The following is a 25,977-nucleotide window of genomic DNA, read 5'->3' as shown; positions in this document are numbered from 1 at the left end:
GCCTGCGACGCCGACATCATCCCCGTCCTGCTCGGGGGTGAGGGACGGATCCTGGACATCGGACGCGCCTCACGGCTCTTCCCGCCCCACCTCCGCAAAGCCCTCATCGCCCGGGACCTCGGCTGCGCCTTCCCCGGCTGCACCATCCCCGCGCCCTGGTGCGAAGCCCACCACATCACGTACTGGTCCCGCGGCGGAACCACGGGCACGGAGAACGGAACCCTGCTGTGTTCCCATCACCACCACCTGATCCACAAAGAGGCGTGGACCATCCGGCTCCGGACCGGGGTTCCCTGGTTCATCCCGCCACCCCACATCGACCCCGGCCAAAAACCCCGCCGCAACCACTACTTCACCCCCGCCCGACCCACCCGGGCCGCATGACCGCAGCCGGACTGTGGCGGCCATATCGCGGCTCTACTGCCGGCCGTGTCATCACGGACCCGGCAGTCACGGCAGTTCGGGCAGCGACGGCGTCAACAGGCCAACGTGCCACCACGTGATCGCACACCAAGGGGTAACGGCAGCACGGGTTGCCGTCCGCGGTTGCCACGGCTCCTTGGCACGGCCGCACGACAGCGGCCAGAATCAGCCACTGCGCTACCCGGGCCGAGTAACGACCACGTAATCGCAGACCAGGCGGTCGCGGCAGCCGGGCAGCGACGGCGGCTCCCGGTTACGGCCGTCTGACGGACGCCCGCGGTCTCCCGGGCAGTTGAGCAGCTTCCACGACGGCGGTCCGGGGCATTGGCTGCATCACCCGGGCCAAAGTGCGGGCCGTGAAATCGCAAGCCCTGATGACAACGGCATCCCGCACGGCGATTAGGGTTCGGCATCCTGGCAAAACATCAACAACACTTCATCGCAGCTATTCGACAGCAAACCGAGATGCGACTGCGTTTTCCCAGCCACGAGGCCGCCGGAACGAGGGCAGCGCGCGGGAGACTTCCGCAAATGCCATCCTTGCCACGCAAGGCCACATGTCATGCGACCCCGCGCCCCAGCGGGCAAATTACCGGCGGTGGCAGTTGCTGGCAGGTGCTGGCGCCGTGGCAGTGACACGGCGGCCAGCCATGAGCTACTTCTGCATGGGGTGCCCCCGACAGGAACAGTTAGCCCGAGAGAGCCCGGTCCCGGCCTCAGCAGCGCCGGCTCAGCGCTTCACGGGAGGCGCGAGCGGGAGCAGTGCCGCCCCGGCAGTGGCCGTGTCGGCAGACATTTCCCAAACGCGGCGCAGAGCGCAGAATTTCCACCAGTGGTGTTTCAGGACGTCGGGATTGGCACGCTGCGGACGGACTTCCGTCTCGCCTACTGCCACAGCCAGGAGGATCGGCGATTCGCCGTGCTGCCATGATTCCCACTCCCCCGCCACGGGATCCACGAGGCTTTCTTCCGCCTTCATACCGGCGACGAGCTGCATCACGACCTTGTCATCGAGCGGTTTGACGGTGCCGTCCCGGCTGGTGCCCTTAGTCTTGTAATCGATGAGGCAGGTCCGGCCGTTGATCTTCGCTACGAGGTCCAAGGTGCCGGCATAGCCAACCGTCTTGTTCCACACCGTGATCTCTGGGGCGATGGGTTCAACCTGGAAGAGATCCCACCATTCATCGAATCGCGCAGCGAAGGCTTCCTCGCCGTTGGCGGCGAGGGCCTCGCGGGTTTCCTTCATCTGGTGCGGCCGGCCGAGCGCGCGCAACGCAACCTGCTCACAGTAGTTGTGGACCCGATCGCCGCGCTTGGCGGCCTCGTCCCGGTAACTCTCCGCCGCCTTGGCTGCCCGGCTGACTGCCTGGCGCAGCTTGCCGGGGCTCCCCAGGATGCCGGGGAGTTCGGGATCCTGGGCAAGGCTGTTGGCCCCCATGTAGCCGAACCAGCCATCGAGTCCGTGGGGCTGTTGGCCAATCACCGTAGTGATTGACGGGACGGAGAATTGTGCCGATGTGGAGCGAGCGTACATCCGGCCATAGTCAGTGGCGTGGGCGAGGAGTGGAGCAGTCATGTAAAGACTCTTTCACGGGGGTCAGACAACGATGAAAAGCAAAATGGCCCGCCCCGCTGAGTCAGCGGAACAGACCATTTCGTTGGTGGGCGATACTGGGTTCGAACCAGTGACCTCTTCGGTGTGAACGAAGCGCGCTACCACTGCGCCAATCGCCCCAACGACATTGAATGCTAGCCCACCCGGACGGATTTTAGAAATCGGCGCTGATGACGACCCCCGCGACAGGGGGTCGCACCGGTCGCTCGCACCAGTCCGGTGCGGAAGAACTCGCACCAGCCCCTTCGCGGAAAGATAACGCGAAGTGCACCAACGGTCGGCCACTACGCCAGAACACCGCCCGTGCGAGCAGCACCTCACACGGCTCCCAGCAACGCGTCACCCGCGCAGGCAGCCCTTACTCCCCAGTTGCGGCGTCACCTTACCAGCCCGGATTCCGGACGCCCGATCCCCCCTACACCCTGGAACTCCGCACACCGGGTCCCCAAGAATGTGGGACCTACACCCGGATCCCAGGCACGGAGTTCCGCACGAGCACGAAGCCGCGCACCCAATTCCCAACCCGGAGACTCCACGCCCAAGCCCGAGCCCAAGCGGTGGACGGCCTTCCATGGCCGCCAGGGCATCCCTGCGAAGCTAATTACAGCCCTGTAATTCGAAAAATCCCCTAGAAATCAAGGAAGTAGGGCCATTGAGTCGGCGCCAGCGAGCCTCGATTTGTAGATTCCCGGAACCTCCTATAGAGTTCTTACTCGTTGGAACGCGAGGAAATGCCGAATGCGGCAAGGAAATGCACCCCAATAATGCGGACGTAGCTCAGCTGGTAGAGCACCACCTTGCCAAGGTGGATGTCGCGAGTTCGAATCTCGTCGTCCGCTCGCAGGACACTGTCACGGCAAAGGTTCTTCGGAATCCTGCTTACACGGTGGGTTGGCCGAGAGGCGAGGCAGCGGCCTGCAAAGCCGTATACACGGGTTCGAATCCCGTACCCACCTCGGTGAAAACCATGGTTTCCGGTGTAGGCCGGATGAAATGGGCGATTGGCGCAGCGGTAGCGCGCTTCCCTGACACGGAAGAGGTCACTGGTTCGATCCCAGTATCGCCCACCAAAGCAAGGTAACTTGCTTGATGCAGTACCACCGGCCAAGCCGGCATGGACTTCATATTGCGGACGTAGCTCAGCTGGTAGAGCACCACCTTGCCAAGGTGGATGTCGCGAGTTCGAATCTCGTCGTCCGCTCTCTTGTGTAAATGATTGACACAAATCCACTCCGGATTCTTCCGGTTGCGGGCGATTGGCGCAGCGGTAGCGCGCTTCCCTGACACGGAAGAGGTCACTGGTTCGATCCCAGTATCGCCCACCATCAAGCAGCTCCCCTGGAGCTGCTTTTTTCATGCCCTTGTGGCCCCCGGACGTTAGCCGGATTATCGGTATCGGGCGTTGATCTGGGCGGGCCCTGCCGGACCGGGCCACAAGGCCCTTGACAGGAGTCCGCCGAGAACGGGCTGGCTCTTGGCATGAACCGGACGGGCCGTTAGTATCGGAAGCCGGAGGGGCGATCTGGCTCCGCGACCGAAGGGAGGTGCCCGTGGGTTTACTTGACGATCTGAAGGGCAAGGCTCAGCAAGTCATTGGTGGCAACGAACAGGCCATCAAGGACGGCATCGAAAAGGCCGGCGATTTCGTCGACTCGAAGACCGACGGCAAGTACGCCGACAAGGTCGATGCAGTGCAGAAGGGTGCTTCCGACTTCGTGGATCAAGCAGACGACAGGCCGACCACGGCCCCCGTCGTCGAGCGGCCCCTCGTCGCGGATGAGCCTCCTGTGGCCGGGGAAACCCGGCAGCAGGGCCTCTGACCCAGGTACGTCAGCGAGGTGTCGGTCCCGCCGAGAGGCGGCGCCGGCACCTTCGGCGTTTAACGACGCCGAATGAAGCAACGCGGGGTTCGCCTTGGTGGGGTTTCGATGTCGGAGTGTCACCACGTCGCCGCGTTCCGGCTGCGGACGGTTCAAACTCGCGACGATCCCGGCCCAGGCCGAACCTCGCCTACGCCGGTCCAGGCCTAAGACGGTTCGTGGTTCTGGCCCTCACGGGCAAGCGCGGTAAGCCGGGAAACGGCGCGGAAGTACTTCTTCATGTACCCGCCGGTCATCATTTCCTCAGTGAAGAGCTGGTCGAACGGCACGCCGCTGGCCAGGATGGGCACGTCCTTGTCGTACAGCCGGTCCGCCAGCACCACGAACCGCAGAGCCACGGCTTGCTCGGTGATCGTGTGCACGTTCTTCCACACGACGCCTTCGATCCCGTCCAGCAACTGGCGGTAGCGGCTCGGGTGCACACCGGCCAGGTGGTTGATCAGGGTGCTGAACTCGTCCCGGGCTACGGTCTTGCCGTCGAATTCGGACTGCATGTGGTGGGTCAGGTCATCATTGCGCAGCGGAGCGGGCGCTGCCGGCAGGCCGCGGTGGCGGAAGTCCTCGCCGTCGATTCTTACGACGTCGAACTGGTCGGCCAGCACCTGGATTTCGCGCTGGAAGTCGACGGCGGCAAAGCGTCCGTCGCCGAGTGAACCCGGCAGGGTGTTCGACGTTGCGGCGAGCTTGACGCCCGCGTCGGCGAGTTCGCGCATGAGCCGGGACATCAGCACGGTGTCGCCCGGATCGTCGAGCTCAAACTCATCGATGCACACGAGCTTGTAGTGGCTCAGGGCCTCCACGGTCTTGCGGAACGACAGCGCGCCGACGAGGTTGGTGTATTCGACGAAGGTGCCAAAGGCCTTGGGCCCGGGGGCGGCGTGCCATAGCGATGCCAGCAGGTGGGTCTTGCCGACGCCGAATCCGCCGTCGAGGTAGATGCCCGCCCGGGAGGTGTCCTTCTTGCCGAAGAGCCGCTTGAACAGGCCATCGCCATCGCGCGCGCCCACACCAGCGGCGAAGTGCTGAAGGGCGTGGACCGCGTGCGCCTGGCTGGGCTGGGCGGGGTCGGGACGGTAGCTGGAAAACGACACCTCACCAAACCGCGGCGAAGGATAGAACCCGTTGAGGAGTTCGTCCACGGAAACTGCCGGCGTGCGGGCGGCGAGCTGTTCGATGTGTACCAAGGTGGTCCGTTCTGCTGGTCTCTTGTCCCCAGCAAGAATACCGGCAAGGGAAGGCCGCCCCGTGTGCGCGGATGCGAACGGGCGCCCGGCGTGAGCAAGACCACATTTCCCCGTGTGAACCCGGTGAAGCATTCCCGCGGGGCCGTGACTAGTGTTGTAACAGGCTGGTGCCGCGCACTCTTTTCCGCGCCCGGCCCCCTGACCGTTTCAGTGAAAGGCCATCACAATGTCCTACCCCGTTGAGCAGAACGAAAAGTTCGCAGCTTACGCCCACCCAGAACGCCTAGTATCGACCGACTGGCTCGCCGCGGCAATCGACGCCGGCGCGTTCGACGGCGGCAAGCTCGTGGTGGTCGAGTCGGACGAGGACGTGCTGCTGTACGAAACCGGCCACATCCCCGGCGCCGTCAAGATCGACTGGCACACGGATCTCAACGACGAGGTCACGCGCGACTACATCGACGGTGAGGCTTTCGCCGCCCTGGCCGCGGCCAAGGGAATTTCCCGGGACAGCACCGTGGTCATCTACGGCGACAAGTCCAACTGGTGGGCCGCGTACGCCCTGTGGGTGTTTACCCTGTTCGGCCACGAGGACGTCCGGCTCCTGGATGGGGGCCGCGATAAGTGGATCGCCGAAGGCCGTGCCCTCACCACCGAAACCACGGTTCCGGTTCCGGGGACCTACCCTGTCGTGGACCGCAACGATGCCCCGATCCGCGCCTTCAAGGAGGACGTCCTAGCGCACTTCGGCAAGCCGCTGATCGACGTCCGCTCGGCTGAGGAATACACCGGCCAGCGCACCCACATGCCGGCCTACCCGGAGGAAGGCGCCCTGCGCGGCGGGCACATCCCCACTGCGGCCTCCATCCCTTGGGCCCGCGCGGCCGCCGAGGACGGCACCTACCGCGACCGCAGCGAACTCGAGGCCCTGTACCTGGGCGAGGCCGGGCTCAAGGAAGGCGACGACGTCGTGGCGTACTGCCGGATTGGCGAGCGGTCCAGCCACACCTGGTTTGCGCTGAAGTACCTGCTGGGCTTCGACACCGTCCGCAACTACGACGGGTCCTGGACCGAATGGGGCAACGCCGTGCGCGTCCCGATCGTCAAGGGCGCCGAACGCGGCGCGGTCCCGGCCGGTCGCTAGGGGACGGCGACGCCGGTTACGACCGGGACACAATTGCCGCTCGTGCGTAAGCTGGGAGAGATGAATACTTCTGCCCTCCCCGCCGCACTGGCGGAAATTGTTGACGACTTCCAGGCCCTGACCGAACCCGAGCGGCTTCAACTGCTCCTTGAGTTCTCGCAGGGACTACCGGAGCTTCCGGAGCGGCTCCAGGACCACCCGGAACTGCTCGAGCAGGTGGTGGAGTGCCAGACCCCGCTCTTCCTCACCATTGAGACAGAACCGGCCGACGGCGGCGCGCCGGAGCGCGTTCGGCTCTACTTCAAGGCGCCCAAGGAAGCCCCGACCACCCGCGGCTTCGCCGGCGTGCTCCACGAAGGACTCGACGGCCTCAGCGCTGCGGAAATCCTGGCCGTCCCGGACGACATGCCCGAACAGCTCGGCCTCACCCGGGCCATCACTCCCCTGCGCATGCGCGGAATGACCGCCATGCTGGGCCGGATCAAGCGTAAAGTCGCCGCCTCCGGATCCCAGCACGCGCCGGCGCGGTCCTGACCTGCGACGCCCGGACAATCAGCCGATATGGCCCGAAAACAGGCATCCCAGGGAACTCCGGCCACCGCCGCACTCGCGGCCGCCGGGGTTCCCTTTGTCGCGCACCCTTACACGCATGATCCTGCCGTAGCGAGCTATGGCCTTGAGGCCGCGGAGATGCTGGGCATCGACCCCGCCCGGGTCTTCAAGACCCTGATGGTCGACGTCGACGGCCGGCTCGCCGTCGGCGTCGTGCCCGTGAGCGGAAATCTGGACCTCAAGGCGATGGCTGCGGCCCTGGGCGGCAAGAAGGCCGCGATGGCGGACCCCGCCGCGGCGCAGCGACGGACCGGCTACGTGCTCGGTGGCATTTCGCCGCTGGGGCAACGCCAGTCCTCCCCCACCGTGGTGGATGACAGTGCCCTGGCGCTGGCAACCATCCTGGTATCGGGCGGCCGGCGTGGCCTGGACATCGAGCTGGATCCGGCCGAGCTCATTCGGCTTACGGCCGCCCGCACCGCGAGGATCGGCACCCGGCACGACTGACTGCCGGCGATCGCGCTCTCCCGGCGATCGCGGGGCACATCACGGCATTGTTGGCGTGAATCACCGCCGCCACCTGTCAGCCCGGTGTGGAGTGCCCGGCCGCCGGCTCCTGGTCCCCGGGATTGGCACGGGGCGCCAGCTGCTGCCGGAGCCAGGCCGTGACCTGCCGCTCCCAGCGCTCCGGATCCACGTTCCATTCTTTGGTGTGCCGAGCGGTGTTGAAGGACTCGAACGTGACCATCTCGGGATTCTTCTCGGCCAGCTCGGCGGAGGGCCCGTACGGGACGTATTCGTCGTCCACGCTGTGCACAATGAGGGTCGGCGTCCGCAGTTCCACGGCCCTCGACACCCAGTCCATCGCCTTGAGGTCCACCGGGGCGGCCAGCCCGGTCAGCCTCCGGCCCAGGGGGTGGCTGAGCATCAGTTGCCCGTACCGCCCCACGGAGGACGGGATCCGGTTCAGCTCCGCATGGTGGGCCAGCACGTTGACCCAGTTGATCACGGGGGCGTCCAGAACCATCGCCCGGATCAGCTGCCGGTGCCGCGAGAGGTCGGCCGTCTGGAGGCAGATCGCGCCGCCCATTGACCAGCCGAACAGGACGACCTCGCGGGCGCCCTGCTCCAAGACAAAGTCAATGGCGGCTTCGACGTCGCGCCATTCGGTGGAGCCCAGCCCGTAGCGCCCGTCGCTGGCTGACGGCGCCAGGCCGTCGTTGCGGTAGGAGATCAACAGACTGGGCATGCCCAGTTCCCGAGCGGTCCGGACGGCCCTCAGGCCCTCCTGCCGTGAGGCGCCGCGCCCGTGCACCATGATCGCCCAGACGTCCGACACCGTGTCTTCCGACGCCGGTACGGCGCGCACCAGCCATGCCGGCGCGGTTCCGCCCTCGACGTCGATCAGCACGTCGTCCGCTGAAAGCCCGATGGCGGCCGGATCCGGATAGGCCGCCCCGCTCCACCAGCCGCGGCGGGCGGTGGAAATGTCCCCGCTGTAGACGGTCTCGACTTCCCGCAGCACGGTGCGTTCGGCCGGCGAGTAGGACAGGATCCGGCCGATCCGCGCATGGCCCCGGCCGCCGTCGAAGAAAAACCCGTACACCCCGTCCACCGTGGCGTCCGGGGTTGCGGCCAGGATGACCTGCAGCCCGCGGCCCTCCCGGATCACGGCCAGCACTTCCTGGTCCGCGTCGCGGAACCTGGCAGGGGTGATGACACGGCGGGCGAAATACAGCGCGAGGGCGGATGATCCGGCAGCGAGCACCCCCGCAGCGGCGCTGCCTCCGATGATCCCCCCGACCGCCCACTTCGCGCTTCCGGACGGCCCGGCAGCGGCGGATGGGGCAGGGACCGTTGCAGAGACTGCGGCAACAGGGGTTGCCGTACCGCGTGTGGCGGTCCGGGAGAGATCCGGCGGGAGGCGCAAGGAGGATGCCATGGCACCATTCTGACTGAACTGTCCGACAACAACGGCATTATGCCCTTCACGAAGGTGGGGGCTGCTCCCGCAGCACCGCGCAGCCAGTTCCCCGCCAGCGGACAGACGGCGGGGCCGACCGACGGGCGGGGCCGGCACGCGGCGGAGACACACCAGCGGGGACACGGCACGATGCGCGCCTGGAGAGAACCATGCACGGCGAGACCAGCGCGACTAGGCTGGGGTCATGAGTGATCCAATCGTCATTTTGACAGAAGAGCCCCTCGGTGCGGATGACCGCGTCAACATCGAAACCCTGATTGCGGACGGCGATGCGCCCCTGCTGATCCTGGTCCCGGCCAATACCGAGCGGCACCTGATGGTGGATTTCCTGGAAAACCTTTCCATGCTCGAAGTTTCCAAAGCCTTCCGTGAACTGACGGCACATTCCGACCCCGCGGAGGAGCGGGCCGAAGCCGCCGACACCCTGGCAGCGTCCCTCGCGGCCCTGGCCGGCCTCGGCGGCGGAGTCTCAGGCGAAATCGTCGAGGGCAAGGCCGTGGACGGTCTGGTTGCCAAGGTCAAGGAACTCAGCGCCGGGCAGGCCGTGGTGATCACCCGCCCGCATGCTGTCGCCGACACCTTCCACACCGACTGGGCCACCAAGGCACAGGACAAGCTGGGCCTGCCCGTCCTGCATCTCTACGCCGGTTCGGGATTTATCGGGGACTCCTAAGCGTTATCCAGACTATGAGCATCTTCAACAACAGGCCCAAAGCCATGCCCCTGGCAGTGCCCTCCGCTGAACCCGACCCCGGCACCGCCACCACGCCGCTCGAACACAACCCGGTCGAAAAGACGGATGCGCAGTGGCGCCAGGAACTGACCCCGGAGGAGTACCGGGTGCTGCGCCAAGCCGGCACCGAACGGCCCTACACCGGAGAATACTGGGACACCCACACCCGGGGCGTGTATCAGTGCCGGGCGTGCGGCACCGAGCTCTTCACGAGCAACGAAAAGTTCGACTCGCACTGCGGCTGGCCGTCCTTCTGGGCGCCGCTTGCCGACGGCACGGTCCGCTATATCCACGACCGCACCATGGGCATGGACCGGGTGGAAGTCCGTTGCGCCACGTGCGATTCCCACCTGGGCCATGTGTTCGACGGCGAGGGTTACGGCACCCCCACGGACCAGCGGTTCTGCATCAACTCCGTCTCGCTGAAGCTCGTACCCGCGGACGACGCCGGAAAGTAAGCCCTACTGCGGGGCCGGCCGGTGCCGAAGCGCCGCCGGCGGGCCCCGCAGCCCTCCCTCTTCTTCCGCTGGAACAGCCTTTCGGAATCACTTGCCACAGTCTTTCTTATGCTCGAGGCAATTTTGCATTAGAGCTGCTGTTTGCTTGCTACGCTCGATTTAGATCCAGCGACACGCACCACAGCTACTAGAAAGGCGACCGTCGACGATGACCACGACCGCTCTTACCGCCCCCGCCCAGATCGCGGCCAGCAACCAGGAATGGCTGCGGCTCAAGGCTGCCGCCACCGCGCTGCAGGCCCTTCAGATCCAGGACGGATCCGTCCCGGAAGCCACAGCCCACGAAGCCGCAGCCGGGTACGTCGCAACCATCACCGCAGCGGTTTCGGCCTTGGCACCGTCCTTCCCGCACGACGCCCGCTACCTTGAACTGCTCGTCACCGACTTCGGCCGCTGGGCCGATGGCGGCTTTGGCGTGCCGGACTTCCTGGATTCACTGCAGGCCTTCCAGCCGCAGCAGCACCGCGTCAACGGGCTCCAGCACCTCGTCGTCTTCCCGATGTACACCCAGAACGGCAGCAGCAACCGCCTGGTCGAAGCCGTGCTGATCGAAGTCATCTGGCCCGAGTTCATCGGCGGCTTGGAACAGGGCGAATACTCCAACAAGCTCTTCGTCCCGATCCGCTTCCTCGACTTCACCCCGGGCTACAACACCAACTCCGCCGTGCTCTTCCCGGAGACCGTCGCCGTCCGCGAGACCCCCACCTTCACGTGGGGCGCGATCTTCGCCGACCGCGAGGCTGCCCGCTTCCGCCGCGTCCTGCGCGCCGCTGCGGACATCACCTCGCTGCAGCTTCCCGACGACGCGGCAGCACTGCTGGAGGACCAGAAGCTGACGCAGGAAACGTTCGTCATGTGGGACCTGATCCATGACCGCACCCACATGCGCGGAGACCTGCCGTTCGACCCGTTCATGATCAAGCAGCGCATGCCGTTCTTCCTCTACTCGCTGGAGGAGCTGCGCTGCGACCTCACCGCCTTCCGCGAGTCGGTCAAGATCGAGAGGGACGAGGACGCAGATCCGGAGGCACGCCGTCACGCCAAGCTCGTCCAGTACGCCGTGATCTTCGATCGCATCTTCCGCTTCGCGATCACCGGAACCCGCGTCCGCAACTACGACGGACTCGGCGGCCAGCTGCTCTTCGCGTGGATGCACCAGCACCACGTCCTGCACTGGACCGACAGCAAGCTCAGCATTGACTGGGACGAAGTTGCCGACGTCGTGGTTGAACTCGGCGCCCGCATCGAGGAACTGTACTGGCGCTCGATCGACCGTCCGAAGATGGCCCACTGGCTCGCCGCCTACGAGCTCATCTCCGGCACGGTCACGCCCAACCCGGCGTCGGTCTGGGCCAAGGGCCCGGACGCCCTCCCGCTGGCCGGCCCGCCGCGCGGCCTCACGGACCAGGTCCTGGACGACGAGTTCCCGCTCTCCATGTTCTACGAGGCCCTTGAGAAGAAGATGCGGCCGGTCATTGAATCCACCGCCGGCATTACGGGGTCCTCTGACACCGGAGAAACCAGCGGCAGCGGCGCCGAGGCCCTGAACGCCGGATGAGTGCCGGACGCACTTTGAACGTGCTGGTCACGGGGGGCAGCGGGCCGTCGGGAATCGCGACGGCCCGCGCCCTGCGCGACGCGGGCCATGCGGTCTTCACGGTCGGCTCGGACGCCGCCCGGATCGAGGCCGCCGCTGCCGACGCCGGCAGCGGCGTCACGCCGCTTGTCTGCGACCTCGCCAGCCTCTCCGACGTCCGGGCCTTGCGGGCGATCGTCGCGGGACTGGCGGGAAGCGTCGACGGCGTCATCCACCTCGTGGGCGGCTGGCGCGGCGCGAAAGGCATCACGGACCAGAGCGACGAGGACTGGGACTTCCTGGAACGCAACGCCGTCACCACGCTGCGGAACGTCAGCCGTGTCTTCTTCGATGACCTCGCGGCCTCGGACACCGGGCGCTTCGCCATGGTGTCCTCAACGGCCGTGAGCGCCCCGACGGCCGGCGCCGCCAGCTACGCCGCGGCCAAGGCCGCAGCCGAAGCCTGGACGCTGGCGGTCGCGGACGGCTTTCGGCGGGCCCGGCCCGCGGCCGACGGCACCGGAAGTACCGAGCCAACCGGCCCGGTGCAGCACGCCACCGGCCAGGACCAAACGGAACTGAGCAGCGCCGCCGTCATCTTCGTGGTGAAGGCCCTCGTTGACCCTGCGATGCGGGCCAAGGCCCCCGAGCGCAAATTCCCCGGCTTCACGGACGTCGCAGACCTGGCGGCTGCCGCCGTCGGGCTCTTCAGTACTCCCGCCGAGGAACTGAACGGCCAGCGGCTGCTGCTCAGCCACTGAACTGCCCCCCGGACTTAGCGACCGGACTTAGCCCTTGCGGGCCGACCTCTTAGACTGAAAGCGTGAGCAAAGCGATGACCAGCACAGTTGAAACTGCCCCTGCCAGCACTGCGGTGCGGCTCCATGATCCCTCCGTCCGCGGCTTCGCCTCGGACAACTACTCCGGCGTGCACCCGGAGGTCCTCGCGGCCCTGGCCGCCGCCAATGAAGGGCACCAGGTCTCCTACGGCGAGGACGAGTACACCGCCCGCCTGCAGAAGCTGATGGAAGACCACTTCGGCGACGGCATCGAGTGCTTCCCCGTATTCAACGGCACCGGCGCCAACGTCCTTTCCCTGCAGTCGCTGCTGCCGCGCTGGGGTGCCGTGATCTGCGCCTCCACCGCCCACATCAACATGGACGAGAACGGCGCACCGGAGCGGATCGGCGGCATCAAGCTCCTGCAGGTCCCCACCACCGACGGCAAGCTCACGCCTACGCTGATCGACCAGGAAGCCTGGGGCTGGGGCGATGAGCACCGCGCCCAGCCGCTGGCCGTCTCCATCACCCAGACCACCGAGCTCGGCACGTGCTACACCCCGGATGAGGTCCGGGCCATCGCTGAGCATGTCCACTCAAAGGGCATGAAACTGCACATGGACGGCGCCCGGCTGGCCAACGCCGCCGCGCACCTCGGCGTTCCGCTGCGCGCCTTCACCCGTGATGCCGGTGTGGACATCCTCTCCTTCGGGGGCACCAAGAACGGCCTGCTGTTCGGCGAGGTTGTCATCGCACTGAACCCGGATGCCGCCCACGGCCTGATCTACCTGCGCAAGATGAACATGCAGCTGGCATCGAAGATGCGCTTCATGTCAGCGCAGTTCATTGCCCTGCTCGAGGGGGATCTGTGGCTGCGGTCGGCCTCGCACGCCAACGCCATGGCCGCCCGGCTGCGCGCCGGCGTCGAGTCGATCCCCGGCGTCACGCTGAGCCAGAAGACCGAGTCCAACGGCGTCTTCGCCATCCTGCCTGCCGGTGTCGCAGACCGGCTGCGTACGTCCTTCCGCTTCTACGACTGGAATGAGGCGGCCCGTGAGGTCCGCTGGATGTGCTCCTTCGACACCACCGAGGAAGACGTTGATTCGTTCATCGCGGCCATCAAGCGCGAGCTCGCAGCTGCCTGATTCCTGCACTGCTTCCCCTGTCCGGCGGCGAGTCTTCCGGGCAGGGGCACAGCCGTTGCATAACCTTCCAAGGTGAGCTCCCTCGATCAGGTTCCGGCAGATTTCCTCTTCGCCTTGGGGACCCTTCGACAGGCTCGGTGCCGCAGCGAACTTCACCTGGATGAAATTCCGGCACCGTCACGGCTGGCACCGTTCGCCGTCGCCCTGGGCGCAGAAGTGATCGGCCCGGGCGAATCCGCCGGCGGCGCGGTCCACGGCCCGGCCGCCGCGGCTTTGGCGCGTGCGTCCGGCAGCGACGACGTCGAACTCGCCACCGGCCGCTTCATCCTGCTCCACGATCCCGACGGCTCGGCCGTGTGGGACGGGGAGTTCCGGATCGTCACCTACATCCGCGCCCAACTGGAACCTGAGATGGGCAACGACGAACTGCTGGGATCGGTGGCGTGGGCCTGGCTGGTAGAGGCGCTGGACAACCACCAGGCACCCTACCGCTCCGCCGGCGGCACGGCCACAAGGGTGCTCTCAGAGAGCTTTGGAACGTTGTCGGACAGGCCGGATTCGATCGACATCGAACTCCGGGCTTCCTGGACCCCCGCCACCCCGGACATCACCTCGCACCTGGAGGCGTGGTCGGACATGGTCTGCACCTTCGCCGGGCTGCCGCCCCTGCCCGAGGGTGTCACTCCCCTTCCCCGGCGCCCCCGCGGACACGCGTGAGGCGTTTATTCGGCCACGGTCACGGCCTTATACGCCATGTTGTCGGTAAACTGTAGGGACCATGACCCCTCAAAATCCGGAAATCAGCACGGCCGGCGCCGTTCACAATACGACAGAGGCCGCTGACACCACAGCCCACATCACGGTGGAAGGCTTCGACAGCCTGGTCCCTGAAGTGATCGACCTCGACGCCCCCCGTGACGGCGTGCCTCTGGTCATCGAAACCCAGTCCGGACTCGAACGCTGCGCCGCGGCCCTCGCCGCCGGCCACGGGCCAGCGGGCGTGGATGCGGAACGGGCCTCGGGCTTCCGCTACGGCCAGCGCGCCTTCCTCGTCCAGATCCGGCGCGAAGGCTCCGGGACCTGGTTGATCGATCCCGAACCGTTCGGGGACCTGAGCATCATCAATGACGCCCTGCGCGGCGTCGAATGGATCCTCCACGCCGCCAGCCAGGACCTCCCCTGCCTGTCCGAACTCGGCATGTGGCCGGACAAACTCTTTGACACCGAGCTCGCCGCGCGGCTGGCCGGGCTGCCCCGAGTGGGCCTCGCCGCCGTGATCGAACAGCTCCTGGGCTTCGGTCTGGCCAAGGAACACTCCGCCGCCGACTGGTCCACCCGGCCGCTGCCGGAACCTTGGCTGCGCTATGCCGCCCTCGACGTCGAAGTCCTCACCGAGCTGCGCGAGGAACTCATCGAACTCCTCGTCGCGGACGGCAAGCTGGAGTATGCCGAACAGGAATTCGCCGCCATCCTTGAGGCCGGACAGGCCCCGCCGCGCGTTGACCCGTGGCGCAAGACCTCCGGGCTGCACCAGATCCGGGACCGCCGCCAGCTGGCCGCCGTCAGGGAGCTGTGGCTGGAGCGCGATTCCCTGGCCCAGAAGCGCGACGTCGCCCCCGGCCGGCTGATCCCCGACTCCGCCCTCGTCGCCGCCGCCAAGGCCATGCCCACCACGGTCCCGCAGCTCCTCGGCACCAAGGGGTTCCATGGCCGCGCCGCCCAGCGCGAGGCGCCCCGCTGGCTGCGCTGCATCGCCACCGCCAGGGCCCTGGAAGACCTTCCCCCGCTGCACCTGCCCACCAACGCTCCCCCGCCGCCGCGCGTCTGGTCGGACCGGGACCCGGAGGCCGCCGCGCGGCTTGCCACAGCCCGCCCCAAGCTCCAGGCCAGGGCCGAGGAACTGAATCTGCCCGTGGAAAACCTCCTGACGCCTGACTACCTCCGCCGGGTCGCGTGGCGTCCGCCGGTCGAACTCAGCGAGGAAGGCGTGGCCGAAGAGCTCGCGAACCTCGGAGCACGCCAGTGGCAGATCGAAATCACCGCTCCGCTCATCACCGAGGCCTTCCTGCACCCCGAGCCGCTGCCCGTCAAGGAGCCGAAAGCTTCCGCGGAGGTGCCGTCCGGTTCCGCCGGATAGTCCGCCCCTCACGGGAAACCTCAAACGCGGCTCCCCCGCCTCCTTGCCAGCTATGTTACTGGCGAGTAACATGATGCATGATGTCGCCCGGATTCCACCTGCCTGCGGCAAGTCCTGCACCAGGCCTTGCCGCTAGCGCGGATCCGGCACCCATGTCTCAATGAGGAGCACCACGTGAGCCCAGCCAGCACGAGCGGAACAACCAGCAGCGGGAAAACCAACAGCGCGAGTCCCCGCACCGCGGATCCCCGCGCCATTCGCGAGGTCGTCTTCGTCGACGGCGTCCGCACCCCCTTCGGCCGCGCGGGCGAAAAGGGCATTTATGCCGGCACCCGCGCCGATGACCTCGTGGTTAAGTGCATCCGCGAACTGATGCGCCGAAACCCCTCGCTTCTGGCGGAACGGATCGACGAAGTCGCGATCGCCGCCACCACGCAGACGGGCGACCAGGGCCTGACCATCGGCCGCACCGCCGCCCTGCTCGCCGGGCTCCCGCGGACCGTGCCCGGCTTCGCGATCGACCGCATGTGCGCCGGCGCCATGACCGCCGTGACCACGACGGCAAGCGGGATCGGCTTCGGCGCGTACGACGTCGTCATCGCCGGCGGCGTGGAACACATGGGCAACCACCCGATGGGCGCCGGCGCCGACCCCAACCCGCGCTTCATCTCGGAGCGGCTCGTTGACCCGGCGGCCCTGAACATGGGCAACACGGCCGAGAACCTGCACGACCGCTTCCCGGCCATCACGAAGGAACGCACCGACGCCTACGCCGTCGCTTCCCAGGACAAGCTGGCCGCTGCCTACGCCAAGGATCAGATCCAGCCCGACCTCGTGCCGGTGGCCACGATGAAGCCGGGTCAGGGCTGGACGGTGAACACGGTAGATGAGCCGCCGCGCCCGGGCACCACGGTTGAGGACCTCGCCGCACTGCGGACCCCCTTCCGCGCCCACGGCCGGGTCACCGCGGGCAATGCCGCCGGACTCAACGACGGCGCCACCGCCGCCCTGCTGGCCTCCGCGGACGCCGCCGAGGAACTCGGCCTGCCGGTCAGGATGCGCCTGGTGTCCTACGCCTTCGCCGGTGTGGAACCTGAGGTCATGGGGATCGGCCCGGTTCCGGCCACCGAGAAGGCGCTGAAGAGCGCCGGCCTCGGCATCGGGGACATCGGCCTCTTCGAGATCAACGAGGCTTTCGCCGTCCAGGTCCTCAGCTTCCTGGACCACTTCGGGATCGCCGACGACGACCCCCGTGTCAACCGCTACGGCGGCGCGATCGCCGTCGGACACCCGCTGGCGTCCTCCGGGGTCCGGCTGATGAACCAGCTGGCCCGGCAGTTCGAAGAAGACCCCACGGTCCGCTTCGGCATGACCACCATGTGCATCGGCCTCGGCATGGGGGCCACCGTCATCTGGGAGAACCCCCACCACGCGGATTACGGCACCGAGTACACCATCCCCGATTCCGCCACCACCACGACTGGAGCCCCAGCATGAGCGCCGCTGATTTCCGCAAGCTTGCCGATCTCTTCCCGAACGAGACGGCCACCCACTCCTACGTCCAGGACATCGAGCTACCCGCCGCAGGTGGGAAGGCGACTGATGGCAAGAGCCCCGGCACCTTTGCGCTCATCACGCTGGACAATGGCCTGGACCACTCCAAACCCACCATGCTCGGGCCCAACACCCTCGTGGAACTCGGGACGGTCCTGGAGGGGCTGAAGGAGCGCGCTGCCCGCGGCGAGATTGCCGGCGTGGGCGTTACCGGCAAGCCGTACTTCCTGGTGGCGGGCGCGGACCTGTCCACGGTCAAGTCCGTCAGCGGGCGTGAACAGGGCCTGTGGATGGCCCAGCTGGGCCACGAGGTCTACTCCACCCTGGCCGACCTCGGCGTCCCCAGCTTCGCGTTCATCAATGGCCTGGCCCTGGGCGGCGGCCTGGAGATCGCGCTGCAGTCCACCTACCGGACCGTCTCCACGGGCGCCGGCGCCCTGGCGCTGCCGGAAGCCTTCATCGGGCTGATTCCGGGCTGGGGCGGAGTTTATATCCTGCCGCGGCTGATCGGGCCGGAGAACGCGCTCAAGGTCATGATCGAAAACCCGCTGAGCAACAACCGCACGCTCACGGGCCCGCAGGCCTTTGAGCTCGGCGTGGCGGACGCCATGTTCGAGCCCGCGGACTTCATTGAGCAGTCCGTCGCCTGGGCCGCGAAGGTCATTGCCGGCGCCGTGGCGCCCGAGCGGGCCAACGCCGTCGACCCCGCCGATCCGGAGGTCGCAGCGCGCTGGGCGGCCGCCGTCGCGAAGGGCAGGGCCTTTGTCGAGGCCAAGACGTCCAATGCCTCCCCCGCGCCGGCCAAGGTCCTCGAGGTCATGGAGGCCAACCGGACCCTGACGCAGGCCCAGTCCGCCGAACTCGAATGCGACACCCTCGCGGACCTCATGCAGACCCCCGAGTTCCGCTCCACCGTCTACGCGTTCCTGGACCTCGTGCAGCGGCGCGCGAAACGCCCGGCCGGCGCCCCGGACCGAAAGCTTGCCCGCCCGGTGGGAAAAGTGGGCGTCGTGGGCGCCGGTCTGATGGCAAGCCAGCTCGCCCTGCTCTTCGCCCGCCAGCTCAAGGTGCCGGTGGTGATGACGGACATCGACCAGGCCCGGGTGGACAAGGGGGTTGGCTACGTGCACGCCGAGGTGGACAAGCTGCTGGCCAAGAAGCGGATCAGCCCCGACGCCGCGAACCGCACCAAGGCGCTGGTCACCGGCTCGGTGTCCAAGGAAGTCTTCGCAGACGCCGACTTCGTGATCGAGGCCGTCTTCGAGGAACTCAACGTCAAGAAGCAGGTCTTCAAGGAGGTCGAGGCGATCGTATCGCCCGAGTGCATCCTTGCCACTAACACCTCGTCACTGTCTGTCACGGCAATGGCTGCGGACCTCGAACACCCCGAGCGGCTCGTCGGGTTCCACTTCTTCAACCCCGTGGCGGTGATGCCGCTGCTGGAAATCGTCCGCGCGCCGAAGACCGACGACGCCGTGCTGGCCACCGCCTTCGAACTCGCCAGGGGCCTGAAGAAGTCGGCCGTGCTCGTCAAGGATGCCGCCGCATTCGTGGTCAACCGCATACTGCTGCGCCTCATGGGCGAAGTGACCGCGGCCTTCGACGAGGGCACCCCGGCCGAGGTCGCAGACAACGCGTTGCGGCCGATGGGCCTGCCGATGACTCCCTTTGTGCTTGGCGCCATGGTGGGCCTGCCGGTGGCCCAGCACGTCCAGGAGTCGCTGCACGCGGCCTTCGGGGACCGGTTCCGGGTCTCGACGAACCTGCAGGCGCTGATCGACAACGGCGTGAAGTCCATCTGGGCTCCGGGTGCGGACGGCAAGCCCGTCATCCCGGCCGAGACCCTCGCGCTGATGTCCTTCGGCAGCAGCCCGTCCACCGCGGAGGAAGTCCTGCGCCGCACACAGGACGCCCTGGCGGAGGAAATCGGGCTCATGCTCGAGGAGGGTGTGGTGGCCGGTCCGGAGGACATCGATCTCTGCATGATCCTTGGCGCAGGCTGGCCGATGTTCCTGGGTGGCATCACCCCGTATTTGGACCGGGTGGGCGCCTCAGAGCGGGTCAACGGCAAGAAGTTCCTGGCCCCGGGCGTAGCCTCCGAGCCCGCCGCCTGACCGGCTCCCAAGGCCACGCAGAGCCGCCGCCGCCCGCACCGATGAAAGGTGCGGGCGGCGGCGCTTGCTGCTGGGTGCGCGCCGTCGATTCGTTACTGACCGGCGGAGGGCGTTGCGGCACCGCCCTGCCCGCCGGCTCCGGCTCCACCTGCGGTCCCGCCGCCGGCAGCCCCTCCTGCGGTCCCGCCGCCGCGACGCCCCTGGCCGGGTGAAAAGTTGCCGGATCCGGTTCCTGTTCCGGCGCCGGGACCCTGGAAATTGCCGAAGTTGGAGCGGGATCCACGCGTTCCGGCATCAATCTGCTTCTGGATGGCCGAGCCAGTAAACATGCCGGCTGCCACCAGGACCACGCACGCCAGGACCTTCGTGGACCGCCCCATGACGTACTTGCTCTTGGGAATGAAGGGTTCCTCGTCGGCGCCGGGCAACTCGGGGTTGTCGCTGGCTTCGGCCGGTTGCTCGGCAGCTCCCGCCAGCCAGCTTCCCGGGGCGGCGCCGGATTTCGGTTGGAGACTGCGACGCCAGCCTGTCACCGGCGTTGGATCTGCGGCCTGTGTCGCCTCCGCTGCGGGCAGCGCTTCCGTGGGGGACGACTCTGCGGGTTCGCCGCCACCGCGCGCGGCGCCGCTGGTATCTGGGAAGAAACTCTTCATGGAAATCCTATTCATAGCGGAGTGCATCGATGGGCCGCAGCTTCGCGGCTTTGTTAGCGGGGTAGACACCGAACACGAGGCCTATGAAGGCCGAGACGGCAAGCGACAGCCACACTGTCCACGGCTGCACCTCAGGCTGGACCCCCAGGACGGGGAAGGCGCTGCCGGCAAAACCGATCACGATTCCAGCGATACCGCCAATGACCGAGATGATCAGCGATTCAATCAGGAATTGCGCGACGATGCTCCCGCGGGAGGCGCCGATGGCCTTGCGGATGCCGATTTCACGGGTCCGCTCGGTGACCGTGACCAGCATGATGTTCATGACGCCGATCCCGCCGACGAGGAGGCTGATGGCGGCCACGGCACCCAGCAGGATAGTGAGGGTCTGCGTGGTGTTGGTGGCGGTGGTGAGGATCTGTGCTTGGTTCCGCACTTGGTAGTCACGGGTGCTGGCGTCAACTCTGTGGCGGGCATCGAGGATCATCTGCAGTTCGTTCTGCGCCTGGTTCATGACATCGGCTGATGCGGCCTGCACGGTGATGGATGCCAACGTCGGAGCGTATCCGGTGAACTTGTTTTGGGCGGTGGACAGCGGTACCACCACGATGTCGTCAGGGTCGTTCAGTCCCGAGGACCCCTTGACGGTCAGCACGCCGGTTACGGTGAAGTTCTGGCCGTTCAACTGGATGGTCTGCCCGACGGCGGAAGCCGAGTTGGTGCCGAAGAGATCGGCGGCGACAGTATTGCCGATGACGGCCACGGGGTTTGCGGCCTGTTGGTCGGCATCGGTGAAGAGGGCGCCCGATGCCACCGTACTGTTGCTGATCTCGAAATAGGGCGACGTTGTGCCGAGGAAGCTCGCCACCGAGTGCGTGGCGTTGTTGTAGGTTCCCGTCACGCCTTGCGCCTGCACGATCGGTGCGGTGCGGGCGATGTCGGGGGCGAGGACGGGGTCGGTGAGGGCTTTTTCGTCGTCGAGCGTGAGGTTGGTGCTGCGGGTGCGGCTGGCGCCGACCTGGGCTCCGGCTCCGGCCCGACCGCCCACCGATGTTGAGCGGCTCACGGTCAGCACGTTGGTCCCCAGCTTGCCAATTTGGGCCTTGATGGCGTTGCTGGTTCCGGCGCCGACGGCGAGCAGCACAATGACGGCGGCGATGCCGATGAGGATTCCCAGCGTGGTCAGCACCGAGCGCATCTTGTTGGCCGCGACCCCGGCGAGGGCAAACCGCGCGGACTCCAGGAGGCTCACTGCGCCGCAACCAAGGCATGACCGCCGAACGGCTGCTGGCGGTCGTCGGAGACGATCCTGCCGTCCTGCATGCGCACGACCCGGCCTGCCCGCTCGGCGACGTCGGCCTCGTGGGTGATCATCACGATGGTCCGGCCCGTTCCGTGCAGCCGGTCGAACAGGTCCAGGATTTCCGAGGATGACCGCGAATCCAGTGCGCCCGTCGGTTCATCGGCCAGCAGCAGCACCGGGTTGGTGACGAGGGCCCGCGCAATGGCCACGCGCTGCTGTTGGCCGCCCGAAAGCTGGGATGGCTTGTGGTCAGCCCGGCTGGACAACCCGACGGCGTCGAGCATCGCCAAGGCACGGGTGTGCCGTTCCTGCCGGCGGACGCCGGCGTAGGCGAGCGGCATGGCAACGTTCTCGACGGCTTTGGTGCGGGAAATCAGGTTGAAGTTCTGAAAAACAAAGCCGATCTTGCGGTTGCGGATCTGTGCCTGCTGGTATTCGTCGAGCTCTGCGGTGTGGATGCCGTCCAGCAAGTAGTTTCCCGACGTCGGGGCATCCAGGCAGCCAATGATGTTCATCATGGTGGACTTGCCGGAGCCGGATGCCCCGATGATGGCCACGAAGTCGCCGCGCTCGATGGTGATGCTGACGCCGTCGAGCGCCCGGACCTCTGCCTCGCCCTTGCCGTAGAGCTTGTTGACGTCGGAGAGTTCGATGACCGCCGCCATGGCCTACTGCCCTCCGTTCCGGGTGCCGCCGCCACGGTTGCCGCCGCCGAACCCGGCACCGCCGAACCCGTTGCCTTGTGTGGTGCCGGTACCGGTACCGGTGTCCAGGGCGCTCGAAATGGCCGGAAGTTCAATCTGGTCACCCTCGGAAAGTCCGCTGAGGACTTGGGTCCGCCCGTTGGCGGTGATCCCCGTGGTGACGCGCGTCGGCGTCGGCGTGCCGTCCCTAACGACGTTGACGATCTGGCCCGCCCCGACGGTGGACACCGCGAGGCTTGGTACGAGCAAGGCGTTGTCGGCAATGCCCGTGGTCACGGAGATGTTGGCGCTCTGGCCCAGGCGCAGGGTTGATGGCGGATTGGCGATCGAGACCGTGACCGGGTAGGTCACCACGCCGTTGGTGGTGCTGGAGGTCTGCGCGATCGAGACCACCTTGCCGGTGACGGGCGCGGCGTTGGCGTCCTGGCTCAGGGCGGGGAAGGTGAACTGAGCGGTCTGGTCCGGTTTCATGGTCGCGACGTCGGATTCGGAGAATCCGGCCACCACCTGTAGATGGCTTGTGTCACTGATCGTGACGAGGCCGCTTCCGGAGGCGGAGGACGTTGACGCGGCGGCGGCACCGGCGGACGCACCGGTGGCGGCCGGGCCGGACGCTGCGGCGCCGTTTCCGGAAGATCCGGTCAGGGCGCCCACCGTGGCGCTGACCGCCGTGATCGTGCCGGCCGCCGGGGCGTTCAGGGTGCACGCGGCGAGGTTGGTCTGAGCGGCTTCGACCGCGAGCTGCGCGCTGGTGACGTTGGTTCCGCCCGAGGAAGCCGCGGAATTTTGGGCATTGCCGAGGGCGGTGGCCGCCGTCGAGACCTGCTGCTTGTCTTTGAGCTGCGTCGAGGAGGCCTGATTTTGCGCCTGGGCCAGGGCTTGCTGGTCCTTGGCCAGCTGGTTCTGCGCCGCCGCCACGGGGTCCACCCACGTGGCCGGTTTCGGGTTGGGGACGGGCTGAGCCCTGGCGGCACTGACGGCCGCCGTGTCCGCGTCCACGGTCTTTTGCGCCGCCGCGACGGCGGCGGCCTGCTGCGAGGCGTCGAGGTTGGCGGACTGCTGGGCGTTGACCAGGTTCTGGTTGGCGGAGGACACCTGGCCCGCAGCCGAAACCTGCTGCTGATTGGCCTGCGCGCTGACCGACGTCAGCTGTGCCTGGGCCGTCTTGAGCGCATCTTGCGCATTTGTGGGGTCGATGGTCAGCAGTTGCTGACCGGCCGTCACCTGCTGGCCCAGCGTCGCGCTGACGGAAACGATGGGGCCGGTGCAGTTCTGCGCATTCACCACTGTGGTAGTCGCGGGCGAGACGTTGCCCGACGCGGTCGCGACCGAGGAGATGCTGGCCTTGCTCACCGCGACCGTCCGGACCGATGCCGCGGGAGACGTTGACCCTGCGGCCGTGACGGACAAGTAGGTCCCCGCTCCGAGCGCCAGAATAACAGCGCCCAGGGCAGAGTTGATGACAAGGGTTTTTGAGGTCATGGCTGGACCGTATCCACCATGTCTGGGCGCAAGCCGGGAAAACCGTGGGAGGGCGCCGGTGCGGCCCGGTTTTGACGGAAAACAGGGCCAGCCTCCGCCGCCATGGACGTAACAAAGCCGTAAGCCCGCGCGTGGCCCCTCGGCAACGGCGCACGTTCCGGGTGCTGTCCCGGCCTCAGAGCTCCCGCAGGGTCCCGCCGTCGAGTCCAAGGATCCGGTGCGCGGTGGCGCGGGCGTAGGAGAGGTCGTGGGTGACCATAACGACGGCGGTCCCCCGCGCCGCCGCGGCCGCGACGGCCCTGCCGAGCCGTTCGAGTCCGTGCCGGTCCAGCCCCACGGTGGGCTCGTCCAGGGCCAGCACTGCCGGTTCGCGGGCCAGGACCGTGGCCAGGGCGAGCAGCCGCTGCTGCGAGGCGGACAGTTCGGCCGGGTGGACCGCCCCGGCGTCGGCGGAAAGCCCGACGGCGGCCAGCGCGGCCCGTGCCCTGTCCCCGGCTTCGGCTTTGCCGAAGAGCTGCCGGAGGCCGAACGCAACTTCCCGCAGGACGGTCCGTTCGAAGAGCTGGTCCCGCGGATGCTGGAACAGCACGCCCACCGAGGCCGCCACCGTTCCCACCGGCACCCCGGCGATGCTGCGTCCGCAGACCCGGACGTCTCCCTCGGCCGGCCGCAGCAGTCCGTTGAAGTGCCGCAGAAGGGTCGACTTGCCGGCGCCGTTGGCACCGGTCACGGCGATGATCTCGCCCGGGTGAACGGCGAGGTCCACGTCCCGCAGGACCCGTTGCCGGGGACCGGTCCCGCACCGCCGCTGGTCCTGGCCGTAGCCGAACCCGACGCCGCACAGTTCAAGGCATGGTTCGGGCGTTACCGCCCCGGGGGCAGGTACGGCGGGAGGCACCGGGCCCGGACCGGGGACTGCGCCGGCGTCAGGGCGGTGAGTTCCGGGCACAAGCACCCCGGCGTGCTCCAGCTCGGCCGAGCCGATCAGCTGTGCCGGCGCCCCCGCGGCGGTGACTGTCCCGGCGTCGAGGACGGTCCAGTGCGTGGCTTCGCCGGCAAGCCGGTCGGCCGCTTGGCTCAACAGGACGACGCCGGTGCCGGTGGCACAGAGTCCGCGGATCAGCTCCTCGATCCGGGCGGACCCGGCCGCGTCCAGGGAAGCCATCGGCTCGTCAAGGATGAGCATGTCCGGTTCCGCGATGACCGCGCAGCCCACCGCGAGCCGACGCAGCTCTCCGCCGGAGAGCGTGGCCGGGTCGCGGTCCAGTAGCCCGGACAGGCCGGTCCGCGCGGCGGTGTGTTCGACTGCGCGGAGCATGTCCCCCCGTGGCGTCGCACGGAGTTCCATGCCGAAGGCCAGCTCCTCGGCGACTGTGGCGCGCACCGTGGAAAGCATCGAGGCGGCGTCCTGCGGGACGAAGGCCACGCGGCGGGACCATTCGGCCGGGTTGATCCGCGGGTCGTCCGGCGCGCCGTGGAAATCCAGCCGGGTGCCGTCGAGCTCTAGGCTGCCTCGGAACTCCCCCGCCTGGCCGGCGCGCAGCCAGGCTGCCAGCAGTTTTCCGAGCGTGGACTTTCCGCTCCCGGAGCCGCCCAGGACGGCGGTCAGGGAGCCGGGCGTGACCGAGAGAGTTACATCGCGCAGCGCCGGCTGGCTCTCGCCATGAAACGTGAAGGCATCAATCCGCGCCCGGAGCGCCGTGCGGGTGGCCGCTGTCACGACGACCCTCCAGCAGGCCAGGAGACAACGAGCCGCGCGGCGACGGCTGCAGCAGCGAGAACGAATGCCGCGGCCCGGAAGAGCCGCTGGGCAGGCGGGTCGGCGACGTCGCGGTAACTGGTGCGGGGTCCCGGGCTGCCGAACCCGCGGGCCTCGAGAGCCTGGGCGCGGCTGCCGGCGTCGTCCATCAGGGCCAGAACCAGCGGAATCATCTGCAGGCGCAGCGCGCGGGCGCGCGACCACAGGCCGCCGCGGATCACCATCCCGCGCGTTTCCTGGGCCTGCCGGATCCGGTCCAGGCGCCCCGCAACGGCAGGCAGGAGGGTCAGGGTGGAGGCCAGGACGAATCCGAACTGCGGCGGTATCCGGCGGGCCGAGAGGGCCGAGACGAGGTCCGGAACGCTCACCGTGAAGGAAAAGAGGAGGAACACCAGGACGCAGGCGGCGGTCCGGGTTCCGAGCTCCAGCGCGAATCGCAGGCCCTCGGCGGTGACCCGGGCCGGTCCCCACTCAGCGAGGACAGTGTGGCCTTCGGGGAAGAAGAGACCGTGCAGCACCAGCAAGGACAGGAACAGGGGCACAAGGATCACCGCCGCGGCCGACAGGACCCGCCCCGCGACTCCACGGCGCACCGCGAGGACCGCCGCGGCGAGTCCGACGGCGACGGACAACGGCCAACTGGCTGCCGCCGTCGTGATCACGGCAGTACAGGCCGCCGCAGTCAGTGCGGTGAAGGGGTGAAGGCGCAGGGTCATAGGATCAGGGCCGCAGTGTCAC

At 67.6% G+C, this 25,977-nt stretch carries 23 protein-coding genes and 6 tRNA genes; 19 read left to right on the top strand and 10 right to left on the bottom strand.

The genetic code is table 11. The features are described from left to right. Window positions 1-384: HNH endonuclease signature motif containing protein (locus BLR03_RS19350; RefSeq protein WP_139184602.1), on the top strand; the 384-nt coding region annotated here is incomplete at its 5' end. Between the two features lie 769 nt (window positions 385-1,153). Here the strand turns inward: BLR03_RS19350 and BLR03_RS19345 are convergent. Next, window positions 1,154-1,999, bottom strand: a complete 846-nt coding sequence (locus BLR03_RS19345) for a cytochrome (protein ID WP_091255744.1) — start codon at window positions 1,997-1,999, stop codon at window positions 1,154-1,156. 83 nt (window positions 2,000-2,082) lie between these two features. Then, a tRNA-Val gene (locus tag BLR03_RS19340) sits at window positions 2,083-2,157 on the bottom strand. A 647-nt stretch (window positions 2,158-2,804) separates the two neighbouring features. On the opposite strand from BLR03_RS19340, the gene BLR03_RS19335 reads away from it, so the two are divergent. The 6 genes from BLR03_RS19335 to BLR03_RS19310 all read left to right on the top strand — a co-directional run bounded on the left by BLR03_RS19335 (window position 2,805) and on the right by BLR03_RS19310 (window position 3,858). Beyond that, window positions 2,805-2,877: transfer RNA gene (locus tag BLR03_RS19335), tRNA-Gly, on the top strand. A gap of 46 nt (window positions 2,878-2,923) precedes the next feature. Further along, window positions 2,924-2,994, top strand: a tRNA-Cys gene (locus tag BLR03_RS19330). A 39-nt stretch (window positions 2,995-3,033) separates the two neighbouring features. Continuing rightward, window positions 3,034-3,108, top strand: a tRNA-Val gene (locus BLR03_RS19325). Between the two features lie 58 nt (window positions 3,109-3,166). Beyond that, window positions 3,167-3,239, top strand: a tRNA-Gly gene (locus BLR03_RS19320). 49 nt (window positions 3,240-3,288) lie between these two features. Further along, a tRNA-Val gene (locus BLR03_RS19315) sits at window positions 3,289-3,363 on the top strand. Between the two features lie 225 nt (window positions 3,364-3,588). Next, the gene (locus BLR03_RS19310) at window positions 3,589-3,858 is read left to right on the top strand and encodes an antitoxin (protein WP_091255742.1); all 270 of its coding nucleotides are present in this window, start codon (window positions 3,589-3,591) and stop codon (window positions 3,856-3,858) included. A 206-nt stretch (window positions 3,859-4,064) separates the two neighbouring features. Here the strand turns inward: BLR03_RS19310 and zapE are convergent, their stop codons facing one another. Next, window positions 4,065-5,102 carry a cell division protein ZapE gene (gene zapE, locus BLR03_RS19305; RefSeq protein WP_091255740.1) on the bottom strand — a complete coding sequence of 346 codons (1,038 nt, stop codon included), beginning with the start codon at window positions 5,100-5,102 and terminating at the stop codon, window positions 4,065-4,067. A 226-nt stretch (window positions 5,103-5,328) separates the two neighbouring features. On the opposite strand from zapE, the gene BLR03_RS19300 reads away from it, so the two are divergent. The 3 genes from BLR03_RS19300 to ybaK are packed head-to-tail and all read left to right on the top strand — an operon-like array spanning window position 5,329 to window position 7,305. Beyond that, the gene (locus tag BLR03_RS19300; protein ID WP_091255738.1) at window positions 5,329-6,246 is read left to right on the top strand and encodes a sulfurtransferase; all 918 of its coding nucleotides are present in this window, start codon (window positions 5,329-5,331) and stop codon (window positions 6,244-6,246) included. A 60-nt stretch (window positions 6,247-6,306) separates the two neighbouring features. Next, complete coding sequence (locus tag BLR03_RS19295) at window positions 6,307-6,780, top strand: SufE family protein (RefSeq protein WP_175460620.1); 474 nt, start codon at window positions 6,307-6,309, stop codon at window positions 6,778-6,780. Window positions 6,781-6,807: 27 nt separating this feature from the next. Further along, a complete protein-coding gene (gene ybaK, locus BLR03_RS19290) occupies window positions 6,808-7,305 on the top strand; it encodes a Cys-tRNA(Pro) deacylase (RefSeq protein WP_091255737.1) in 498 nt (165 codons plus the stop codon). Between the two features lie 76 nt (window positions 7,306-7,381). On the opposite strand, the gene BLR03_RS19285 is transcribed toward ybaK, so the two are convergent. After that, on the bottom strand, window positions 7,382-8,740 hold the full coding sequence (locus BLR03_RS19285; protein WP_091255735.1) for an alpha/beta hydrolase family protein: 1,359 nt from the start codon (window positions 8,738-8,740) through the stop codon (window positions 7,382-7,384). A 226-nt stretch (window positions 8,741-8,966) separates the two neighbouring features. Here BLR03_RS19285 and BLR03_RS19280 point away from each other — a divergent pair, with 226 nt between their 5' ends. From BLR03_RS19280 to BLR03_RS19240, 9 genes are all read left to right on the top strand, one after another. Next, window positions 8,967-9,455, top strand: a complete 489-nt coding sequence (locus BLR03_RS19280) for a hypothetical protein (protein ID WP_091255733.1) — start codon at window positions 8,967-8,969, stop codon at window positions 9,453-9,455. A 14-nt stretch (window positions 9,456-9,469) separates the two neighbouring features. Continuing rightward, window positions 9,470-9,973: a peptide-methionine (R)-S-oxide reductase MsrB gene (msrB, locus tag BLR03_RS19275; RefSeq protein ID WP_254788596.1), complete on the top strand. Its 504-nt coding sequence runs from the start codon at window positions 9,470-9,472 to the stop codon at window positions 9,971-9,973. 208 nt (window positions 9,974-10,181) lie between these two features. After that, entirely contained in the window at window positions 10,182-11,591 is a 1,410-nt protein-coding gene (locus BLR03_RS19270) for a DUF6421 family protein (protein ID WP_091255732.1), read from the top strand. After that, the gene (locus BLR03_RS19265; RefSeq protein ID WP_091255730.1) at window positions 11,588-12,370 is read left to right on the top strand and encodes an SDR family NAD(P)-dependent oxidoreductase; all 783 of its coding nucleotides are present in this window, start codon (window positions 11,588-11,590) and stop codon (window positions 12,368-12,370) included. The genes BLR03_RS19270 and BLR03_RS19265 overlap by 4 nt, the downstream gene beginning before the upstream one ends. 74 nt (window positions 12,371-12,444) lie before the next feature. Continuing rightward, on the top strand, window positions 12,445-13,533 hold the full coding sequence (locus BLR03_RS19260; protein ID WP_091255728.1) for a threonine aldolase family protein: 1,089 nt from the start codon (window positions 12,445-12,447) through the stop codon (window positions 13,531-13,533). A 72-nt stretch (window positions 13,534-13,605) separates the two neighbouring features. Beyond that, window positions 13,606-14,250, top strand: a complete 645-nt coding sequence (locus tag BLR03_RS19255; RefSeq protein WP_091255725.1) for a DUF3000 domain-containing protein — start codon at window positions 13,606-13,608, stop codon at window positions 14,248-14,250. A 61-nt stretch (window positions 14,251-14,311) separates the two neighbouring features. Next, window positions 14,312-15,670, top strand: a complete 1,359-nt coding sequence (locus BLR03_RS19250; RefSeq protein ID WP_091255724.1) for an HRDC domain-containing protein — start codon at window positions 14,312-14,314, stop codon at window positions 15,668-15,670. A gap of 255 nt (window positions 15,671-15,925) precedes the next feature. Continuing rightward, window positions 15,926-17,167 (top strand): thiolase family protein, encoded by a 1,242-nt coding sequence (locus tag BLR03_RS19245; RefSeq protein WP_091255746.1) that lies wholly within the window; start codon window positions 15,926-15,928, stop codon window positions 17,165-17,167. Continuing rightward, entirely contained in the window at window positions 17,164-19,338 is a 2,175-nt protein-coding gene (locus BLR03_RS19240) for a 3-hydroxyacyl-CoA dehydrogenase NAD-binding domain-containing protein (protein ID WP_091255722.1), read from the top strand. The genes BLR03_RS19245 and BLR03_RS19240 overlap by 4 nt, the downstream gene beginning before the upstream one ends. Window positions 19,339-19,430: 92 nt before the next feature. Here the strand turns inward: BLR03_RS19240 and BLR03_RS19235 are convergent, their stop codons facing one another. The 6 genes from BLR03_RS19235 to BLR03_RS19210 all read right to left on the bottom strand — a co-directional run bounded on the left by BLR03_RS19235 (window position 19,431) and on the right by BLR03_RS19210 (window position 25,955). Continuing rightward, window positions 19,431-19,991, bottom strand: coding sequence for a hypothetical protein (locus BLR03_RS19235; protein WP_091255719.1), 561 nt, complete (start codon window positions 19,989-19,991; stop codon window positions 19,431-19,433). 7 nt (window positions 19,992-19,998) lie between these two features. Continuing rightward, window positions 19,999-21,243, bottom strand: coding sequence for an ABC transporter permease (locus tag BLR03_RS19230; protein ID WP_091255717.1), 1,245 nt, complete (start codon window positions 21,241-21,243; stop codon window positions 19,999-20,001). Beyond that, complete coding sequence (locus tag BLR03_RS19225) at window positions 21,240-21,959, bottom strand: ABC transporter ATP-binding protein (protein ID WP_091255716.1); 720 nt, start codon at window positions 21,957-21,959, stop codon at window positions 21,240-21,242. The genes BLR03_RS19230 and BLR03_RS19225 overlap by 4 nt, the downstream gene beginning before the upstream one ends. A gap of 3 nt (window positions 21,960-21,962) precedes the next feature. Next, the gene (locus BLR03_RS19220; protein WP_091255714.1) at window positions 21,963-23,480 is read right to left on the bottom strand and encodes an efflux RND transporter periplasmic adaptor subunit; all 1,518 of its coding nucleotides are present in this window, start codon (window positions 23,478-23,480) and stop codon (window positions 21,963-21,965) included. Window positions 23,481-23,655: 175 nt separating this feature from the next. Further along, entirely contained in the window at window positions 23,656-25,200 is a 1,545-nt protein-coding gene (locus tag BLR03_RS19215) for an ABC transporter ATP-binding protein (RefSeq protein ID WP_091255712.1), read from the bottom strand. Beyond that, window positions 25,197-25,955, bottom strand: a complete 759-nt coding sequence (locus BLR03_RS19210) for an energy-coupling factor transporter transmembrane component T (protein WP_091255710.1) — start codon at window positions 25,953-25,955, stop codon at window positions 25,197-25,199. Before BLR03_RS19210 ends, BLR03_RS19215 begins: the two co-directional genes overlap by 4 nt. Window positions 25,956-25,977: the final 22 nt, after the last annotated feature.

The organism is Arthrobacter sp. ok909, assembly GCF_900104405.1.
Lineage (GTDB): Bacteria > Actinomycetota > Actinomycetes > Actinomycetales > Micrococcaceae > Arthrobacter > Arthrobacter humicola.
The sequence above is the reverse complement of the archived record's forward strand: the minus strand, read 5'-3'. Positions and strand labels throughout refer to the sequence as shown.